The sequence below is a fragment of the Streptomyces sp. GbtcB7 genome (genome assembly GCF_019091445.1).
Taxonomy (GTDB): Bacteria; Actinomycetota; Actinomycetes; order Streptomycetales; family Streptomycetaceae; genus Streptomyces; species Streptomyces mirabilis.
On the sequence record NZ_JAGXJM010000038.1, the window covers coordinates 1 to 19,216 of the forward strand.

Here is a 19,216-nt window from a genome sequence, read left to right on the forward strand (position 1 = left end):
GGCCCGGGCGCTCGCCGCGGCGGGCGCCGACGTCGCCCTGGCCGTACGGGACACCGACGCGGGTGCCCGCGTAGTAGTGCGCCTGGAGGCTGAACTGCCGCCCAAGTCGGGACAGTTGACGGTGGGGCGGCTCGACCTGGCCGACCGGTCGACGGTCGCGGCGTTCGTGGCCGACTGGACGGGCCCGTTGCACATCCTGGTCAACAACGCCGGAGTGATGGCCCCGCCGGAACTCACCCGCACGCCTGACGGCCGGGAATTGCAGTTCGCCGTCAATCACCTGGGCCACTTCGCGCTCGCCGTCGGCCTCCACCCGGCACTCGCGGCGGCGGACGGCGCCCGGATCGTCTCGGTCGCCTCGATCGGCCACCTCTTCTCCCCCGTCGTCTTCGACGACCTCGACTACCGCTACCGCCCCTACGACCCCTGGACCTCCTACGGGCAGTCGAAGACCGCCAACGTCCTGTTCGCCGTCGGTGCCGCCGAGCGATGGACCGACGACGGCATCACCGCCAACGCCCTCATGCCGGGCAACATCGCCGACACCTCCCTGGCCCGGCACATGGACATGCAGCAGGTGGCCGACTTCATCGCCTCGGGCGAACTCGCACTGCCCCCGCAGAAGACCGTGGAGCAGGGCGCCGCGACCTCGGTGCTGCTGGCCGCCTCACCCTCGGTGGAGGGCATCACCGGCCGCTACTTCGACGACTGCGCACAGGCCCAGACAGTCACCGAACGAGCCGGTGCCGTCGCCGGCGTCGCGCCGTACGCCCTCGACCCGGAGAACGCCGCCCGACTGTGGACCGTGTCCGAAGCCCTCGTCCGCTAGAGCTCTACGCTGCCGACATGACCTCACGACACGAGCAGTGGACCCGGCTGCGCCGACAACTGTGGCAGCCTCCGCGCGCCCATGGCGAGCAGCCGCGCGAGCGCGTGGTCGGCCCGCTCGAACTGTTCTACGACCTGGTCGTGGTGGTGCTGGTCGCCCAGGCCGCCCACCACTTGGCCGGGGACCTCGACTGGCACGGTCTGGGCGAGTTCGCCGCGGTGTTCGCGCTGGTGTGGATCGCCTGGTTCAACGGCACCCTCCACCACGAACTGCACGGCCACGAGGATGCCCGCGGCCGGAGCATGTTCCTGCTGCAGATCCTCGTACTCGTCCCGCTGGGCGCGTTCATCCCCGAGGCAGGCGGCGCACGCGGAGTCGCGTTCGCCGTGACCGCGGGGGTGCTGTTCGCGGTCCTGGCGATGCTGTGGCTGCTCGCCGCACGCGGCGACAGCCCCGAATTCCGCCGCCCCAGCAGGTTGTTCGTGACCGGGACGGCAGCCTGCGCGCTCGTCCTGGCCGCAAGCGCCGCCCTCCCCGCAGAGACCCGTGTGCTGACGTGGGGCCTTCTGGCCGTCGCCTACCTGGCGGGATTCGCTGCCATGATCGGTACGGCCACCCCGGTACAGGCGGTCGCGCTCAGCGTGACCGACGCGCTCACCGAACGGTTCGGGCTGTTCATCATCATCGTGCTCGGCGAGACCGTGACCGGCGTCGTCGACGGACTGGCCCACGAGCCGACCAACGCACTCACCCTCGCCGTCGGGCTCGTCGCCGTCGTCGTCGGCTTCGGTGCCTGGTGGACGTACTTCGACTTCGCCGGGCACCGGCGGCCGAGGCCGACCCGCGCGAGCACCGTGCAGTGGATGCTGGTTCACATGCCGCTCACGGCCGCGGTGGCCGCCATGGGCGCCGCCATGGTCGGCCTCGTCGAGCACGCCCACGACAGTCGAACCCCCACCGCCACGGCCTGGGTGCTCTGCGGCGGCGCGGCCGTCGTGCTCTGCGCGACGATGGTGCTCGCGACCTCCCTGCGCGTCTGGCACCTGGACCGCGGGCTCTACCGGCCGCTGGCCCGCACCTGCGTCGTCGTGGCCGTCATGTGTGTGGGAGTCGGTGCGGCACGTCCGGCTCCCCTCGTTCTGGGCCTCGCGCTCGTCGTCCTCCTCGGTGTCCCCTGGTGTCTCGCCGTGGCATACCGTCTGTCCCACGAAGGGGAATCCGCCGCCGAGGAAGTGTCGGCGGCGGAGCATCAGGACGACAACCGGCGCTGAGCCCTGCACTCGAAGCACCCCGGACGGTCCTGTCCGGAGGGATCAGTCGATGACGGCGGCCCGCCAGGTCTCCTCGTCGGCGTCCAGGAGGGCCGCGACGAGGGCGGGGTCCGGCAGCGGGCCGTGGTCTGCGGCGACCCTCAGGGCCGAGGCCGCGGTCAGATGGCCCAGCCGCAGGGCGCGGTCCACGGGCAGCTGCCGCAGCAGGCCGCTGAGGAATCCGGCGGCGAAGGCGTCGCCGGCGCCGACCGGCTCGGCGACGCGCACGGTCAGGGCGGGCACGCTGTGGGCAGCGGCCCCCACGAAGGCGGTGGCGGCGCGGTCCCCGTCCTTCACGACGAGGACGCGCGGGCCGGACAGGAGATCGCGGACCCGTTCGGCGTCGGTGATCCCGTCCCCCCACAGGGCTTGGGCCTCGTCGAGGCCGACGAGCACGATGTCGGCCCGGTCTGCGAGCCGCCGCAGCACGTCGGCGGCGGAGCGGCCGTCCCACAGCGCGGGGCGGTGGTTGACGTCGAAGCTGACGGGCCACGGGCGGTCGGGGCGCAGTGCGCGTTCGACGAGGGCGCGGCAGCCGGGCGACAGGGCGGGGGTGATGCCGCTGAGGTGGACGAGCGCGGCGCCCGCCACCGCCGGATCGTCGAGCACGTCGGGAGTGAGGGCCGAGGCGGCGGATCCGGCGCGGTGGTAGTGGACGCGGGTGCCGTGCCCGCCCGGGCCTGGGTCCTTGAGTAGCAGTCCGGTGGGCCGCTGCGGGTCGGTGCGGACGCCGCTCACGTCGACGCCGCCCGCGGCGATTCGGGCGCGGACGCGGCGGCCGAAGGGGTCGTCGCCGACCGCGGAGACCCAGCGGGCGGGAATGCCGTGGTCGGCGAGGTAGAGGGCGACGTTCGACTCGGCGCCCGCGATGTCGACGCGCAGCAGGTCGGCGCCGTCCAACGGCCCGAGGGGGTCGGGGGTGAGGGCGGCCATGGTCTCGCCGACGCAGACCACGGGGCCGGGGCGCAGTGGACGGTGGGTACTCATGGTGGGCTTCCTAGAGAGTGCCGGCGCGGTCCGCCGGAGCCGGGGTGGACGGGACCGCAGGGCGGTACGGGGCGGCCGGGGCGCCGGGGACGTCCACCCGGACCGCGAAGACGGCGCCGTCGAGGGGACCGGGGGCGGCCAGGCCGATGTGCGCGCTGGTGACGAGGAGCGTACGGCCGTCGGGGCCGCCGAGGCAGAGTCCCGCGGGCTGCCCGGCGGGCAGGTCGACGATCCGGTCGAGGCTCCCGTCGGGGCGGTAGCGGTGGACCTGCCCGGTGCCCCAGACGGCGGTCCACAGGCAGCCCTCGATGTCGGTGGTCATGCCGTCGGGGCTGCCGGAGCCGAGGGTGACGAAGGGTTCGGGCGTGCCCGGGTCGCCGCTCACGGGGTCGACCGGATAGCGGCGGATGACGCCCCGGGCGCTGTCGGCGAGGTACATGACGGTGCCGTCGGCGCTGAAGGCCGGGCCGTTGGGGATCGTGACGTCCCGCAGGACGCGGGTGACGCGGCCGTCGCGGTCCAGGCGGTAGAGGGAGCCCGCGTCCTGGGTGGCCTCGTACGCCATGCTGCCCGCCCAGAAGCGGCCGTGCGGGTCGGCGACGCCGTCGTTCATCCGCATCGGCACGGGTGCGCCCTCCTCGGGGCGCGCGATCCAGTCGACGCGGCCCGCGGGGTCGATGCGGCAGATGCCGGGACCCGCCGCCGCGATCCAGTGGCCGGGGTGCCCCTCCACCGGTGCCACGGCGCCCAGCGGGCAGGGCAGTCGGGTGATCGGGGCGAGCGGCGCGTCGGATCCGTCGGGAAGCGCGAGCAGCCGGCCGGTGAGGATGTCGGTCAGCACGGCGCGGCCGTCCGTCCAGCGGATGCCCTCGCCCAGTTCGAGGCGGTCGGTCCCCAGGACCGCGGGGGCGCTCACGGGCGGGCGTCCGCGCGGACGACGTCCAGGAAGGCGCGGGCGCGCTCACGCAGGGCGGTGAGGTCGCCGCCCTCGGCGGCGTCGCCGATCAGGGGCGATCCGACGCCGACGGCTATGGCTCCCTCGCGCAGGTAGTCGGCGGCTGCCGCCGCGTCCACTCCCCCGACGGGTACGAAGGGCAGGTCCGGGAAGGGTCCGCGCAGGTCCCGCAGATATCCGGGGCCCCCGGCGCTGCCTGCCGGGAAGAGCTTCAGGGCGTCGGCTCCGAGCCGCTGTGCCTGGAGGATGTCGGTGGGCGTCATCACGCCGGCGAGCACGGGGAGTTCGAGTTCCCGCCCGGTGGCGATGCCGTCGCTGACCCCCGGGGTGACGAGGAAGGCGGCGCCGGCCTTCTGGGCGGCCCGGGCGTCGTCGGAGCTGAGCACGGTTCCGGCGCCGAGCGTCGCGTCGGGGCCGAGCGCGGTGCGGGCCCGCGCGATGACGTCGAGCGCGTCGCGCCCGGAGAGGGAGACCTCGATGAGGGTGACGCCCTCCTCGGCGAGGGTGAGCACGGTGGTCAGCGCGGCGTCCGGGTCGCTGCCGCGGACGATGGCGAGGAGCCGGTGGGCGCGCAGCGCGGCGAGCAGGTTCATCCGAGATCCCTTCTGGTGACGGCGGTTCAGGTGCGGCGGGTCGCGGTGACGGTGAGCCGCCAGGTGACCTCACCGGCCGGCGGCACGACGGCGGTGTCGCCGTCGTCCGCCGCGGCGCGGTCGAAGACGCGGCCGAGCATCGGCTCGACGCCGATCGAGCGGTACGGCGCGCCTTGGGGGAAGCCGCCGAGGTTGCGCCAGAGGGCGACCGCGACGGGCTGCCCGTCGGCCTCGACGGACAGGTGCAGCGTGTCGGCGCCGTCGTGCACGGACACCCGGGAGGTGAGGACGACCGCTCCGACGGCGCTCCCGTCGTCCGGGCCGAGCCGGTCCAGCGGTACGCCGTCGACGCTGGGCCAGTTGCCGGCGACCCAGCGGTCGCCCTCGTCCGGGTAGAGCCGGGTCACCGCCGGTGCGACGACATCGATCCGGGCGGCCGGGGAGAGGTCAAGCAGGGCGTGGGCGGCCCACACGAAGCGGTAGCCGGGCTCGGCGGCGAGCCTGTAGTCGGCGACGACCGCGTCCCCTCGCTCGCCGATGCGCCGGGTCAGGCGGAAGCCGGGGCACTCCGCGACGTCCTCCTCCCCCGCCCTTCGCCAGGGCCGCGACCAGGCGTCCCCGTGGTCGGGCAGCCCGCGCACGGTGGGCACGCACTCCTCCAGGCCGCCTGCGTCGGCGAATGGGTCACCGGGCCGGACCACGCGGCGGCGGGGCTCGTCGCGGTGCCACAGCCACTCGCGGCCACCGGCGGTCAGCGACGTCCAGCGTCCGCCGTGGTCCGGGTCGGTGGCGACACGGACGGGCAACCGCGTGGCGCTCACCATTCGGCGAAGGAGCCGTCGACGTGCCGCCATACGGGATTGCGCCAGGCGTGGCCGGACCGGTCGGCGGCGCGGACCGCGTCCTCGTCGACGGCGATGCCGAGTCCGGGCAGTCCGGTGCGGTGCGCCTGGCCGTCGACGAAGCGGAAGGGCTCGGTGTCGACCAGGTAGGACAGCAGGTCGGCGTCCTTGTTGTAGTGGATGCCCCGACTCTGCTCCTGGATCAGGAAGTTGGGCGTGGCGAAGGCGACCTGGAGGCTGGCGGCCAGCGCGATGGGACCGAGCGGGCAGTGCGGCGCCAGGTGGGCCCCGAAGGTCTCGGCGAGCGAGGCGATCCGGGTGACCTCCGATATCCCTCCGGCGTGCGACAGGTCCGGCTGGGCCACGGCGACGCCCGCGGTCAGCACCGGGAGGAAGTCGGCCCGCCCGTAGAGCCGTTCGCCGGTGGCCAGCGGCACGGACGAGGCGGCGACCAGGCCGGGCAGCAGGTGTGCCTGCTCGGGCAGGACGGGTTCCTCGACGAACAGCGGGTGCAACGGGGCCATCTCGTGGAGTACGCGCCTCGCGTTGGCGGCGCTGAAGCGGCCGTGGAAGTCGACGGCGACGTCGCGGTGCGGGCCCAGGGCCTCGCGGGCGGCCGCCACACGCTCGACGACGGCAGCCGTCTCGGCGGGACTGCCGATCGGCGGGGTGCGCCCGGCGGCGTTCATCTTGACGGCGGTGAAGCCGGCCTCCACCTGGGCGGTGACCTCCTCCTTGAGCCGCGCGGGTTCGTCGCCGCCGACCCAGGCGTACACCCGGACGGTGTCGCGGACCGGGCCGCCGAGCAGGGTGTGCACCGGCACCCCGAGGGCGCGGCCCGCGATGTCCCACAGGGCCTGGTCGATGCCGGCGACGGCACTGGAGAGGACCGGGCCGCCCCGGTAGAAACCGCCCTTGGTCAGCACCTGCCAGTGGTCCTGGATGCGCAGCGGGTCCTGGCCCACCAGGTACTCCGCCAGCACCTCGACGGCCGACCGGACCACCTCGGCCCGGCCCTCCACCACCGGCTCGCCCCAGCCGACGACGCCGTCGTCGGTCTCGATGCGGCAGAACAGCCACCGGGGCGGGACGAGAAAGGTCTCGACGCGCGCGATCTTCACTGTGCCTGGCCGTCCTTCTCGTCGGTGGAGCCGTCCGTGCCCTCGGACGCGGACGGACCGCTGAGTTTGTCGAGGTCGCGCGTCGCCTGGTCGAGCAGGGCGCGCATGGCGTGTTCCGCGCCGTCGGGGTCCCGGGCGCGCACGGCGTCGAGCACGGCTCGGTGGCTGGGGACCGGGTCCTCGCTGTGGGGGGCGCTGTGCACGAGGCGGTCGCGCTGGGCCAGGCCCGACTCGATGACCATCTCCATGCGTTCCAGCAGTTCGTTGTGGGTGGCCGCGAGCAGCGCCCGGTGGAAGGCGAGGTCGGCCTCGACGGCGTCGCTCGCGCCGCCCTCCTGGCCCATCGCGGTCAGTGCCGCCTCCAACGCCTCGAGGTCGGCGTCGGTGTGGCGGGCCGCGGCCAGCCGCACGGCGGCGGGTTCGATGATCCCGCGGACCTCGCCGAGGTTGCGGAGCAGCGCGGGGTCGGCGCCGGTGCCGTTGCTCTCGGAGAACTGCCAGCGCAGTACGTCGGCGTCGAGCAGGTTCCAGTCGGAGCGGGGCCGCACGAACGTGCCGCGCTTCTGCCGGGCGTCGACCATGCCCTTGGCCGCGAGCACCTTGAGCGATTCGCGCAGGGCGGTCAGGCTGACGTCCAGTTCGCTCTGCAGGGCCGCCATGTCGAGCGTCGCTCCCTCGGGGATCTCGCCGCTGAGCACCCGGCGGGCAAGGGTCTCCACGGTCTGGCCGTGCACTCCGCGGCGCGCGTATGGCGTCATGTGTTTGCCTTTCTTGCTGGTCGGTCGGTGGCTGGAGCGGTCGGTCCCGTCACGCGGAGGCCTTACTGACGCTCCAGCCGCCGTCCACGAGCAGGCTCGATCCGGTGATGTAGGAGGCTTCGTCGGCGGCGAGGAAGGCGACGGCGGCGGCGACCTCCTCGGGGGTGCCGAAGCGGCGGGCCGCGGTCTCGGCGACGCTGAGCTCGCGTTCGGCCTGCGGGACCCGGTCCCAGGCGGCGGTCAGGATCGGTCCCGGCAGTACGGCGTTGACGCGTACCCCGGGGCCGTACTCGACGGCGAGCTGACCGCACAGCGACAGCAGCGCTCCCTTGCTCGCCGCGTACGCCGGGTGGCCGGGGATCCCGCGGTGGGCGTGGACGGAGGAGACGAGTACCACGGCCCCCTGGTGCTCGCGCAGGTCGGGCAGTGTCGCCTTGACTCCCAGGAAGGCGCCGGTGAGGTTGACCGAGAGCTGCCGTTCCCACGAGGCGAGGCTGGTCTCGTGGGCCGGTGCGACCGCCACTGTGTACGCGTTGCTGACCAGGACGCCCACGGGCCCGAAGCTGTGGGCGGCGGTGATCACCCGCTGCCAGTCGTCCTCGCTCGCGACGTCGGCGGCGACGAAGAGGGTCCGGGCGCCGTCCTTGCGCAGCCGCTCGGCGGCTTCCTCGCCGCGTTCGGCGGCGATGTCGACCAGGACGACGGCCGCGCCCTCCGCGGCGAGGCGTGCCGCGGTGGCCGCGCCGATGCCCGACGCGGCGCCGGTGACGACGGCGACGCGGTTGGTGAAGCGGGCGGCTGGGTTCATGAGGTGGGTCGTCTCCTGTTCGAGAGGGAGGTGGGGTGCAGTTGTTCGAGAGGTGGTGCGAATTCTTCCGTTGTCGTCACTGCCGGGCCAGCACGGTCAGCTCCGCGTCGTGTCCGGCGGTCCAGGCGAACGGCAGCCCCGAGTGGAGCAGGTACGCGCCGCTGTAGCGGGTGCCGGTCGCGGTGTCGATGTAGCCGGCGTCCGGCCTCAGGCCGCGCAGTCGGAGCCGGGCGGGCCGGCCGGGCACCAGGGGCGCGCCGTCGAGCGGGCCGGTGTTCCAGGCCGTCACCACCAGGCGGGCGCCGCCCGGTTCCTCGTACTGGATGCCGCAGGTCGGGTCGGCGGGGCTGCCGAGCAGGCTCACCTCGCCGTGGTGGACGATGTCGCGGATCTCCTTGTAGCGGGCGATCCACTCGGTGGCCTCGGCGCGCTGCTGCGGCGTCCAGTGGCGTATGTCGGCGCCGATGCCCAGGACTCCGGCGATGGAGTTGACGAACCGGAAGGCGAGGGAGCGGGGGCGTGGGTCGAAGACGCCGGGGGCGTCGGTGACCCAGGAGCTCATGGTGTGCGGGGCGTGCGCGTGGAGATAGCCGTACTGGATGCGCAGCCGGTCCATGGGCGCGGTGTTGTCGCTGGGCCACATCACGTCGGTGCGGGCGAGGGTGGCGTGCTCGACGCGGGCGCCGCCGCCGGCGCAGCCCTCGACGGTGACGTGCGGGTGGGCGGTGCGCAGGTGGTCCAGGACGCGCAGGTAGCCGGCGACGTGGGCGGCGTCGAGGTCCTGGAGCTCGGGGTCGGGACCGGCCGGGTGGCCGGGGCGGCCGCGCTCGGTGGGCGGCCGGTTCATGTCCCACTTGAGGTAGCTGATGGCGTACGAGCCGAGCAGCCGGTCGAGGGTGCCGATGACGAAGTCCTGGACGTCCTCGCGGCCGAGGTCGAGCAGGAGCTGGTTGCGTACGAGCGTCGCGGGCCGGCCCTCGATCCGGTACACCCACTCGGGGTGCTCCGCGTAGAGCCTGGAGCGGGGGCTGATGCCCTCGGGCTCCACCCACAGGCCGAAGTCCATGCCGAGGGCGCGGACGTCCTCGACGAACCGGTCGAACCCGCCGGGGAATTCGGCCGGGTCCGGGTCCCAGTCGCCGAGGCCGCCGGTGTCGTCGGGGCGTCCGGTGAACCAGCCGTCGTCGACGACGAAGAGTTCGGCGCCCAGGTCCGCGGCCGTCTTGGCGAGCTCCAGCTGCCCGGCGGCGTCGACGTCGAAGCCGGTCGCCTCCCACGAGTTGTAGAGGACCTTGCGCGGCCGGTCGATGCGCTCGCCGCTGAGGTGCCGCTCGTAGCGGTGCCACACGCGGGCCAGCCCGTCGAGCCCGTCCGGGCTGAAGGCGCAGGCCAGCCGGGGTGTGACGAGGGTGGCGCCGGGGGCGAGGCGGACCGCGCCCTCATGGGGCACGCGGCCGGCGCGTACCCGTACGGCGCCGCCGGGCTCGGCGTCGGCGGTGATCCGCCAGTTGCCGGACCACTCCAGGGCGATGCCGTACGTGGGGGTGGCGCCCTCGGCGGGGGCGGCGGCGTCCTGGACCGCGAGCCAGGGGTGGTACGCGTGCCCTGCCGAGCCCTGGGTGCTCTCCATCTCGAAGCGGCCGCGCTCCAGCTCCACGTGCTTCAGCTGGAACTCCTGCGACCACTGTCCGGCCAGGTACGTCAGCCGCGCGCCACCCTGGACGGGCACATTGACGGCGGCGGAGTCGAAGCGCTCCAGGCGTACGTCGGTCTCGCCGGTGCAGGTCAGTTCCGTCCAGCGCAGGACGACGTCCGTGCCGGGCACCGTCTCGTACCGGAGCGTCGTGCGCAGTCCGAGGACGTCGTCGGCGAACTCCAGGCGCAGCGCCCGGTCGCCGTCCTGCGTGGCGCCGGTGAATCGCCACCAGCTGCCGCGGTCGCCGCCGGGGTGGGAGGCGACCAGGTCGGCGCCGGTGAACGGCCGTAGCCCGTACGGGATGTACTCGGCCGGGGCGGCGTCGGCGGGGACGATGAAGTGGGTGCGCCGCGACCAGTCCATGGGTGACGGCCCGTCCTCGACACCGTGCGGCCCCCAGGCGGCGAGTTCGGCCCAGCGGTCGTCGCCGCCGAGGGTGACCGCGTAGGTGGTGGTGTCGGTGCGCAGCAGCCACCGGTCGTGCACGGTCACTTGACGGCTCCGAGGTTCAGTCCGGCCACGAAGTGGCGCTGGAAGCGGAGGAAGACGGCCACCGTCGGGGCGGCGGCGATCACCGAGCCGGCCGCGATCACGTTCCACATGGACACGTACTGGCCCTGCAGCCCGATGAGGGAGGCGGTGATGGGCATCTGGGTGTCGGTGCGCAGCACCGTGATGGCCCACAGCAGGTCGTTGAAGATCCAGGTGAACGACAGGGCGGTCAGCGCGGCCAGCGCCGGGCGGGCCAGCGGCAGGATGACCCGCCAGTAGATCTGCCACGGGTTCGCGCCGTCGATGACGGCGGCCTGCTGGATCTCGCCGGGGATCGCCCGCATGAAGCCGTGCAGGACGAAGACGTAGAAGCCGACGCCGAAGCCGACCTGCACGCCGATCAGGGCGTACAACTGGTCGTAGATGCCGAGCAGTTCGCTGAGCTTGGAGACCGGGATCAGCAGGATCTGCGGGGGCAGCAGGTTGCCGCCGAGCATGAGCAGCAGCAGGACACGCCGGAAGCGCAGGTCGTAGCGGCTGAGCGCGAAGGCCGCCATGGAGGCGAGGCCGAGCGAGAGCAGCACGGTGGGGATGGTGACCAGCATGCTGTTGATGAGGGCGCGCTGCTGGCCGCCGTCCACCCACGCCTGCCGGAAGCTGTCGAAGGTGAACGAGTGCGGCCAACTGCCGACGCCGTGCGCGGCGATGTCGTCGAACGTCCGGGTGCTGGTGACCAGGACGAGGGCGATCGGCAGCAGCCACAGCGCGGACAGCAGGCCCGCGGAGAGGTGGAAGCCGGCGGTGCGCAGGGCGCGGCCGCTCAGGGCGGGGCGGCGGGGCGCCTGGACCTTGGTGAGGCCGACCCGGCCTGCCGGGCCCTCGGCGTCCTTGAGGTCCGTGGTGGCGTGGGTGGCGGTCATGAGTCGGCCTCCCGGAAGGCGCGCACGAGGTAGCTCGCGATGACGCCGAAGGCCAGCACGAAGATGACGACGGCGAGTGCGGAGCCGTATCCCAGACGCAGCGACTGGAACGCGGTGGAGTACATGTAGGTGCTCAGCAGTTCGGAGGAGTGGTACGGGCCGCCGCGGGTGAGCGCCCACACCACGTCGAACGAGCGCAGCGAGTCGATGACGATCACCGAAAGGACGACCGCGTTGACGCTGCGCAGCTGTGGCAGGGTGATGTGCCGGAACTGCTGCAGGCGGGTGGCGCCGTCGACCTTCGCCGCCTCGTACAGCACGGGGTCGATGCCCTTGAGGCCGGCCAGGTACAGCACCATCACGTAGCCGACCTGGCGCCACAGCGCGGGCACGATCACCGCGTAGAAGGCGGTGTCCTGGTCGGCGAGCCAGGCGTGCTTCCAGCCACCCAGACCGATGGCTCCCAGCACATTGTTGATCAGGCCGTCCGGCTGGTACATGGCCTGCCACACCAGCGCGGTCGCGACCAGTGAGAAGACCACCGGCAGGAAGAGCGCCGCCCGGTAGAACCCGATGCCGCGCCGCTCCTGCTGGAGCAGCAGCGCGGCACCGAGCCCGAGGGCGGCGGACAGCCCGCCGAAGAGCAGCAGCCACAGCACCGTGTTGATCGCGGCGGTGCGGAAGACCTCGTCGTGCACCATCTCGCTGAAGTTGCCGAGGCCGACGAACTTCGGGGCCGACAGACCGTCCCAAGAGGTCAGGGAGAGGTAGAAGCCCTGGAGGGCCGGCCAGAAGACCCAGAACGCCTCGACGAGCAGCGGGACGAGGACGAAGGCCAGGACCACCGGGGGCACCCGCGTGGCCCTGGACCGTCGTGTGGAGCCGATCAAAGCCATTGTCACTGGCTCCAGATCTTCTGTGCGCTGCGCTGCCACGTGGTGAGGATGGAGCCGATCTCCTTGGGCTTGGCCAGGTAGTGCACGAGCGCCGTATCAGCGGTCGGCTGGAGCGCGTCGCTGGAGTCCCGGTTGAAGAACTGCGTCACGTCGGTGGCGCTTTCGATGAGTTTGCGGCCCTTGAGAACCAGCGGGGTGCCAGCGTCCTTGGCGTCCGGGTGCGTGGGCAGCGCGGTGCCGGAGGAGTTCTTGAGGTACAGCTCCTGCGCCTCGGCGGAGGCCAGGTAGCGCAGCAGTTCCTTGACGCCGTCGGCGCGCTTGGTACGGGCGCTGGCGAAGTAGCCGTCCGTGGGCGCCTCTTCGGCGACCGGCACCTTCGGGTCGATGATGGGGAACTGGAAGAAGTCCAGGTCGCCCAGGGCGTCCTTGGGGGCGGCGTCGGCGAAGAAGGTACCGATGAGCATCATGCCGGTGCGGCCCTGGAGGAGGGAGGTCGTGGCGTCCTGGAAGGGGATGGCCGTGCCGTTGGGGTCGAAGAACGGGCGGGCCTCGTCCCACTTGTCGAAGACCTTGCGGACCTCGGGGTCGTCGAAGCGGTGCTTGCCCGCCAGGAGTTCGCGGTGGTACGCGGCGCCATTGATGCGGATGTTGAGGTAGTCGAACCAGGTGGAGGCGACCCAGGGTGTGTCACCGCCGGCGCCGAGGCCGATCGGGGCGACGCCCTTGCTCTTGAGCTTGTCGCACAGGTCGAGGAACTCGTCCCAGGTCTTGGGCTCCTTGACGCCCCACTTGGCGAAGTTCGACTTCCGGTAGAACACGCCCCACCAGTAGTAGCTGGTGGGCACGAAGACCTTCTTGCCGCTGGAGGCCGAGGTGCACAGCTTCTTCAGCGCGTCCGAGTAGCCGGCGAGTTCGGGCTTCTCCCATATGTCGTCGAGACCGAGGAGCAGGTCCTTCTTGGCGTACGACTCGGCCACGGAGCCGGGGTACCAGGTGTAGGCGTCCGGCGGGTTGGCCGACGTGAGGTAGGTCGGCAGCTGGGTGCGGAAGGTCTCGGACGCGACGGTGTTGAGCTGCGCCCTGGCGTCGCCGCGCTTGTCGAAGGCGGCGACGATCGCCTGCATCGCGGTCTTGGCCTGCGGAGAGGAGAGGTTGGACTGCAGGGTCACCGGGCCGCCGGACTTTCCTCCGGAGGCGGACGGGCTCTGGGTGACGCAGCTGCTGAGCAGCGCGCCGGCACCGACTGCGCCGGCTCCTACGAGGAATCTGCGGCGGTTGGCGTTCAAGGCGGTCATCTATGTACTCCCTAAGTGCCCACGGAACGGAGCTGAGGCCCCCTGACGGCCCGGCTCTGCCTGCGGCAGGCACAGCCTGTCGCAGGGGTCCGGACACCGTCAAGATTAATTACTAATTTATTTCTCGGAGAGTGTGCCTCCGGGCCGAACAAAGCCCGGAGGCACATCAAAGCGAGCGCGCGGAGCTCAGAGCTCGGTCTGGTGGACGCGGTCGTCCACCCCGCGGTAGGCGGCCAGTACGCCGCCGTCCTGCCCGGCGACGGCACCGAGCGCGCCGTCGAAGGCACCGCTGACGAAGTCGGTGTCCTTGCTCCAGCCGGCCCAGCCGCCGTCGGCGGTCCAACTGCGCGTCCAGAGCGTGTAGTCCCCGGCCCGCGCGTACAGGTGGACGGTGCCGCCGGAGGCCACCAAGGTCGGGCTGCCACTGGTCGTGCCGCCGAGGGCCGTCCAGTCCGACCAGGTGCCGGAGGTGTCGCGGGTACGCGACCACACCGAGTCGTCGGGGGTGCGCACGGCCACGTGCAGCCGTCCGGCGTCGTCGACGACGGCCGACGGACGTCCGTAGAACGGCCGGCCCTGCGGGGCGCCGAGCGAGGTCCAACCGGAGGCCGGGCCGCGCGACCACACATTGCCGTCCGCACCGCGCACGAACAGGGTCCAGTCGTCCGGTCCCGCGAAGGCCGCGGTCGGCGCGTCCGTCAGCGTCCCGCCGAGGTTCTGCCAGCGCCCCCAGTGCCCGTTCGCGTACACGCGCCGGTAGGCGGTGTCGTCGGTGCCGCGCACGAAGACGTCGATCCGTCCCCCGGCCGAGGCGTACGCCGCGGGCTGGCCCAGGATGCGGCCGCGCGTCGGGCCACCCAGATCGGTGGTCCGGGACGTGGCCCAGTCGCCACCGCGCGCGGTCTGCGCGCGCAGCGCGCCGTCCGTGCCGCGGGTGAAGACGGTGAGCGTGTCACCGTCGCGCACCAGGGCCGGGCTCGCCGACGAGCGGCCGGGAAGCTGCGTGCCGGGGGCCTCGTCGGTGCCGGTCAGCTTGAGGAAGGCCGTGCCGTGCGCGGGGACGCGCACCGTGTACGAGCCGGTGAAGGTGCCGCGCGAGGCACGGGCCCGCAGGTCGCGCACCGCGACCTTGCCCGCGAGGCCGGCGTCCGCGAAGGTCACTGTGCGGTCCTGCGCCTGGTCGGAACGGTTCAGCAGGACGACCGCCCGCTTGCCCGCGCCCTGCAGCACCTTGCTGTAGACGTCGCCGACCGGGTCGGTCGCCACGCGGGCGCCCTGGATGCCCAGCGGGTCCTGGTCGACGGCGATGATCTCGGGGTTGCGCAGGGTGTCGATCATCGACTGCGCCAGGGTGCGCGGGTCACTGCCGAGCATGAGCGGCGAGGCCATCTCGGCCCACATCACGAACTGAGTGGTGGACTCCTCCTCCGTCAGTTCGTAGCCACCCTCGGCGAGCTTGCGCATCGGGATGAGGTAGTCGGGGTCGTTCCAGTGCCCGGGTCCCTGGGCCTCGGGGTGCCAGGCGTTGGCATCCATGTTGCGCAGGATGTTCGGCCACTCCCCCGCGGTCGGGGTGCCCCAGGCGATGTCGGTGCCGGTGCGCCAGGAGTCGGCTGCCGTCGGACCGTAGACGAAGGTGTTGTGCGCGTCCTGTTCCGGGGTGTGCGGCATGCCCCAGTCGTCGGTGAGCGGGTTGCACAGGTTGAGCAGCATCTTCCGCCCGGACTTGGCGACGGCGTCGCTGAACTCCTTGAAGGCCGGGCCCGGATCGAGCCCCGCGCCGATGCCGCAGAGGAAGTCCACCTTGATGGCGTCGACCTTCCACCCGGCGAACTGGCGGGCGTCCTGCTCGTAGTGACCGCGGCTGCCCAGGCCGCACCACTTCCCGCCGTCGTACTCACCCGCGTCGGTGTAGATGCCGACCTTGAGGCCCCGCTTGTGAAGGTATGTCACCAGCGCGGGGATGCCGGAGGGGAAGCGGGTGGGGTTGGCCACGAGCCGGCCCGTCTGCGGATCGCGCGGCTGCTCCGCCTGCCAACCGCCGTCCAGCCAGACGATGTTGTATCCGCTGTCGCGCAGCCCGCTGCTGACGAGGTGGTCGGCGACCTTCCTGACCTGGTCCTCCGTCGGGGCGCCGAGCCCGTAGTAGGTGTTCCATCCCATGTACGGCGTGGAGGCGAGACCGCTGTCGTAGTACTGCGGCGCGCCCTGGTCGTCCGCGGCGTGTGCCGCCGGAACCGCCGACCCGACCAGCACCACGGCACCGAGCACCACCGCGGTCCGCCGCGGTCGCGCCATCCCTGCACGATGCGAAGCCACTGAATTCTCCCGAGAGTTGGGGGTACGGGGCACCCCGCTCCGGTCGTGCCTGGGCGTCGGTGCCACGGCGGAAACTGTGCCCAGACCCCTCAGGCCTGTCAATATTAATTGCTAATTAACTTAAAAACGGGATCTCGCGGTGACGTAGGCGCCGCCCCCGGACGGTTTCCGCAGGCTGCGGCGGTGCCCCACCCCCGGCTGAGCGCCGGCGGGGCGGGCCGGCGCGGAATTGTTTGGAACCCTCACGCGCTGATGAAGCCAGAGGGCATGGGATGCCGCCGGTGTGCGAGCCGAGCAGCCCGAGTGACCGAGGCGACAGACATTGGAGGGGCCGAAATGGCAGCGCAGACGCAGAGGGCCGTACTGGCGGGCGGATGCTTCTGGGGGATGGAGGACCTGATCCGCCGGCTCCCGGGCGTGACAGCGACCCGGGTCGGATACACCGGGGGTGACGTGCCGAACGCGACGTACCGTAACCACGGCACCCACGCGGAGGCCATTGAGATCCTCTTCGACCCCGAGAAGACCGACTTCCGCGCGATCTTGGAGTTCTTCTTCCAGATCCACGACCCGAGCACCAAGAACCGCCAAGGCAACGACATCGGTCTCAGCTACCGCTCGGCGATCTACTACGTGGACGACGAGCAGAAGCGGATCGCCGAGGACACCATCGCGGATGTGGACGCCTCCGGACTGTGGCCGGGCAAGGTCGTCACCGAGGTCGAGCCGGTCGGCCCCTTCTGGGAGGCCGAGCCCGAGCACCAGGACTACCTGGAGCGTTACCCCGATGGCTACACCTGCCACTTCCCGCGCCCGGGATGGCGGCTGCCCGCCCGCGCGGAGGGCTGACCACGCGGAGGGCTGACGCGGAGAGCTGACCGCGCGAGGCGGCAACCAGCTCATCCAGCGTGAGGAAGTACGGCGAGGGCGTCGGCGACCGGACCGGTCGCCGACCCCCTGGAAGCACGTCAAGGCATGGCGCGTCCTGGCGTTCGGGTCGGGTCACCGATCGGCCGTGTACCGCCGACGTGGTCAGGGGCGTGCATGCTGGCGAGCAGACGCAGGCGTTCTTCGGAGGCGCTGCCCGGCAGTGCGTGGTAGGTGACCAGCGTCTGCCCGCCGGTGCCCGGGACCAGCAGCTTTTCGTAGTGCAGTTCCAGAGGGCCGGCCTCGGGGTGATGCAGCAGGCTGGTGCCGGTGGTCTTGTGCTTGACGTCCTGCCGGGCCCAGAGCGTGCGGAAGCGCTCGCTGCGCAGGGAGAGCTCTCCGACGATCTCGACGAGGCGCGGGTCTTCAATGTCCGCGCCAACAACCGAGCGCAGGTACGGAACGACCCGGGCGGTCATGTCTTCCCAGTCCTGATGGAGTTCCCTCATCTCCGGCTCCAGGAACGCGGCCAGAATGCCGTTGCGCCCCGGCGCGTTGAACGGTGAGAGCGCGATGGCGAGGCTGTTGGCGGCCAGGACGTCCATGTATGTGCCGTGGATGTACGCCGGGGTCAGTGGCCAGGAGTCGATGAGCGTCCGCAGGCCGTCACCGACCTGCTCCGGCCTGCGGGGCCGCTTGCGCCGCGGGCTCTTGTGTGTGGCGATCTCCAGCAGGTACGTCGTCGCCTCCTCGTCCAGCCGCAGGGCGCGGGCGATGCTGCGCAGGACCTGCTCCGAGGGGTTCCTGTCGCGGCCCTGCTCCAAGCGGTTGTAGTAATCGGAGCTGATGCCCGCGAGGAACGCGACCTCCTCGCGGCGCAGCCCCGGGACACGCCGGTTGCCCTGATCCCAGGCCTCATCGGGCTGGACCAGTTCCCTGCGGGCGCGCAGATACCGGCCCAGTGCGTTGGCGTCTCCGGTGGCTGTCATGTTTCCAGCGTACGAACGCGTTCCGGGTTCATGGGTGGCCCTGTCAGTCCCAGTCTCACCCCGTCCTGGTTCGCCCCACAGCCTTCGGCGCAGTATGACGGCGCAGTTCGAACGACCGGAGGAATGCATCACATGTCCCAGCTCTTCACGACCCCGCTCGGCCGCGACAGCACCGCCTCGGAGGTGATCGAAGGCGTCGACCTGTCAGGCAGGCGGGCGATCGTCACGGGCGCGGGCTCGGGCATCGGAGTCGAGACCGCCCGCGCTCTGGCGGCCAACGGTGCCGAGGTCACGCTCGCCGTGCGCCGTCCGGAAGCCGGCGAGCAGGTCGCGGCCGACCTGCGCAAGGCCACCGGGAACGACGCGATCCACGTCGCCCGCCTGGACGTGGCCGACCTGGAATCGGTGCGGTCGTTCACCGCCGGCTGGCAGGGTCCGCTGCACATCCTGATCAACAACGCCGGCATCATGATGCCGCCGGACCTCGAGCGGGGCATCGGCGGCCACGAGCAGCAGTTCGCCACCAACTACCTGGGGCACTTCGCCCTGACCCTGGGGCTGCACCGGGCCCTCGCCGAAGGCGACGGAGCGCGCCTGGTCTCGGTCTCCTCCAGCGGCCATCTCTTCTCTCCCGTCGTCTTCGACGACATCGACTTCCGCTTCCGCCCGTACGACGCGCTCGTCGCCTACGGCCAGTCCAAGACCGCCGCCATCCTCCTGGCCGTCGAGGCGCAGCGCCGCTGGTCGGGCGACGGCATCACGGCCAACTCCCTGCACCCCGGTGCGATCGCCACCAACCTCCAGCGGCACACCGGAGGCCTGCGGACCCCTGAGCCCTACCGCAAGACGATCGAGCAGGGCGCCGCGACCACCGTGTTCCTCGCCGCTTCCCCGCTGGTCGAAGGCATCGGCGGCCGCTACTTCGAGGACGTCAACGAGGCCCCTCTCGTCCACGCTCGGCCCACCCGGCTGGGCGTCCCCGGTGTGGCCCCCTACGCACTGGACCCGGCGAACGCCGAGCGCCTGTGGGAACTGGCGAGCGACATCGTCCGCTGACCGGCATCAAGCCAGACCCGGGTCGATTTCATCGGTCCCGGGGACCAGGACGGCCCCATGGCAGAAGCCTGGATGTACTGGACAGCCACGGACCGCTCAGCGACACCGTCACGCTGATTGGCCCGGTCGGCGCGGGGCATGAAGAACGTCGAGGTGGTCCTCAGTCTGGCAGGGCAGGTCGGCCTGCCCGCGCTGATGGACGTGATCAACGCCAGCAGCGGCGACAGCGCTGCGCTGCGCACCCTCAGCGGCGACACCACCCCGGAGTCCGCCGACCACGTACACCTGCCCATGGAGAAGGGCATGCACCACTTCGCCGACGCCTTGCGCAGCACGGGCGGAGGTGGTCCCTCTGAGGTGCTCGAGCGGAGTGTCACCTGCCCAGCGTGGTCCCGGCGACCAGCCGCCCCGCCCCTCCGATCCCTCCGGCCGGTCGACCGCTGAAGGTACTCGACATGGGAATCCCCACGGCCATCGAGCGCG

The 19,216-nt window shown here is 72.0% G+C and carries 18 protein-coding genes; 5 read left to right on the top strand and 13 right to left on the bottom strand.

Translation table 11 applies throughout. The features are described from left to right. Together KVT44_RS43360 and KVT44_RS43365 are read left to right on the top strand one after the other, a co-directional pair. Positions 1-829: SDR family NAD(P)-dependent oxidoreductase (locus KVT44_RS43360; protein WP_217573465.1), on the top strand; the 829-nt coding region annotated here is incomplete at its 5' end. A 17-nt stretch (positions 830-846) separates the two neighbouring features. Beyond that, the gene (locus tag KVT44_RS43365) at positions 847-2,100 is read left to right on the top strand and encodes a low temperature requirement protein A (RefSeq protein ID WP_217573467.1); all 1,254 of its coding nucleotides are present in this window, start codon (positions 847-849) and stop codon (positions 2,098-2,100) included. Between the two features lie 42 nt (positions 2,101-2,142). Here KVT44_RS43365 and KVT44_RS43370 read toward each other — a convergent pair whose 3' ends face one another. The 12 genes from KVT44_RS43370 to KVT44_RS43425 form a co-directional block, all read right to left on the bottom strand. Then, entirely contained in the window at positions 2,143-3,126 is a 984-nt protein-coding gene (locus KVT44_RS43370) for a sugar kinase (protein ID WP_217573469.1), read from the bottom strand. A 10-nt stretch (positions 3,127-3,136) separates the two neighbouring features. Then, positions 3,137-4,042: an SMP-30/gluconolactonase/LRE family protein gene (locus tag KVT44_RS43375; RefSeq protein WP_217573471.1), complete on the bottom strand. Its 906-nt coding sequence runs from the start codon at positions 4,040-4,042 to the stop codon at positions 3,137-3,139. Next, on the bottom strand, positions 4,039-4,674 hold the full coding sequence (locus KVT44_RS43380; RefSeq protein WP_097227093.1) for a bifunctional 4-hydroxy-2-oxoglutarate aldolase/2-dehydro-3-deoxy-phosphogluconate aldolase: 636 nt from the start codon (positions 4,672-4,674) through the stop codon (positions 4,039-4,041). The genes KVT44_RS43375 and KVT44_RS43380 overlap by 4 nt, the downstream gene beginning before the upstream one ends. Before the next feature lie 26 nt (positions 4,675-4,700). Further along, positions 4,701-5,498 carry a hypothetical protein gene (locus tag KVT44_RS43385; protein ID WP_217573473.1) on the bottom strand — a complete coding sequence of 266 codons (798 nt, stop codon included), beginning with the start codon at positions 5,496-5,498 and terminating at the stop codon, positions 4,701-4,703. Then, positions 5,492-6,637, bottom strand: coding sequence for a galactonate dehydratase (gene dgoD / locus KVT44_RS43390; RefSeq protein WP_217573474.1), 1,146 nt, complete (start codon positions 6,635-6,637; stop codon positions 5,492-5,494). The genes KVT44_RS43385 and dgoD overlap by 7 nt, the downstream gene beginning before the upstream one ends. After that, complete coding sequence (locus KVT44_RS43395; RefSeq protein ID WP_217573475.1) at positions 6,634-7,395, bottom strand: FadR/GntR family transcriptional regulator; 762 nt, start codon at positions 7,393-7,395, stop codon at positions 6,634-6,636. Before KVT44_RS43395 ends, dgoD begins: the two co-directional genes overlap by 4 nt. Positions 7,396-7,444: 49 nt before the next feature. After that, positions 7,445-8,203, bottom strand: coding sequence for an SDR family NAD(P)-dependent oxidoreductase (locus KVT44_RS43400; protein ID WP_217573476.1), 759 nt, complete (start codon positions 8,201-8,203; stop codon positions 7,445-7,447). A gap of 76 nt (positions 8,204-8,279) precedes the next feature. Continuing rightward, positions 8,280-10,391 (bottom strand): alpha-galactosidase, encoded by a 2,112-nt coding sequence (locus tag KVT44_RS43405; protein WP_217573477.1) that lies wholly within the window; start codon positions 10,389-10,391, stop codon positions 8,280-8,282. Beyond that, positions 10,388-11,311, bottom strand: coding sequence for a carbohydrate ABC transporter permease (locus KVT44_RS43410; RefSeq protein WP_217573478.1), 924 nt, complete (start codon positions 11,309-11,311; stop codon positions 10,388-10,390). Before KVT44_RS43410 ends, KVT44_RS43405 begins: the two co-directional genes overlap by 4 nt. After that, a complete protein-coding gene (locus KVT44_RS43415) occupies positions 11,308-12,207 on the bottom strand; it encodes a carbohydrate ABC transporter permease (protein ID WP_060897308.1) in 900 nt (299 codons plus the stop codon). The genes KVT44_RS43410 and KVT44_RS43415 overlap by 4 nt, the downstream gene beginning before the upstream one ends. A 2-nt stretch (positions 12,208-12,209) precedes the next feature. Then, a complete protein-coding gene (locus tag KVT44_RS43420) occupies positions 12,210-13,502 on the bottom strand; it encodes an ABC transporter substrate-binding protein (protein WP_190173550.1) in 1,293 nt (430 codons plus the stop codon). Positions 13,503-13,688: 186 nt separating this feature from the next. Further along, on the bottom strand, positions 13,689-15,800 hold the full coding sequence (locus KVT44_RS43425) for a glycoside hydrolase family 27 protein (RefSeq protein ID WP_217573479.1): 2,112 nt from the start codon (positions 15,798-15,800) through the stop codon (positions 13,689-13,691). Between the two features lie 357 nt (positions 15,801-16,157). Between KVT44_RS43425 and msrA the strand changes: the two genes are divergently transcribed. Next, positions 16,158-16,670, top strand: a complete 513-nt coding sequence (gene msrA, locus KVT44_RS43430) for a peptide-methionine (S)-S-oxide reductase MsrA (protein WP_075029982.1) — start codon at positions 16,158-16,160, stop codon at positions 16,668-16,670. A gap of 119 nt (positions 16,671-16,789) precedes the next feature. Here msrA and KVT44_RS43435 read toward each other — a convergent pair whose 3' ends face one another. Continuing rightward, positions 16,790-17,677, bottom strand: coding sequence for a helix-turn-helix transcriptional regulator (locus KVT44_RS43435; RefSeq protein WP_217573480.1), 888 nt, complete (start codon positions 17,675-17,677; stop codon positions 16,790-16,792). A 132-nt stretch (positions 17,678-17,809) separates the two neighbouring features. On the opposite strand from KVT44_RS43435, the gene KVT44_RS43440 reads away from it, so the two are divergent. Further along, positions 17,810-18,733 carry an SDR family NAD(P)-dependent oxidoreductase gene (locus KVT44_RS43440; RefSeq protein ID WP_217573481.1) on the top strand — a complete coding sequence of 308 codons (924 nt, stop codon included), beginning with the start codon at positions 17,810-17,812 and terminating at the stop codon, positions 18,731-18,733. Positions 18,734-18,871: 138 nt separating this feature from the next. Further along, complete coding sequence (locus KVT44_RS43445; protein ID WP_217573483.1) at positions 18,872-19,177, top strand: hypothetical protein; 306 nt, start codon at positions 18,872-18,874, stop codon at positions 19,175-19,177. Positions 19,178-19,216 lie beyond the last annotated feature (39 nt).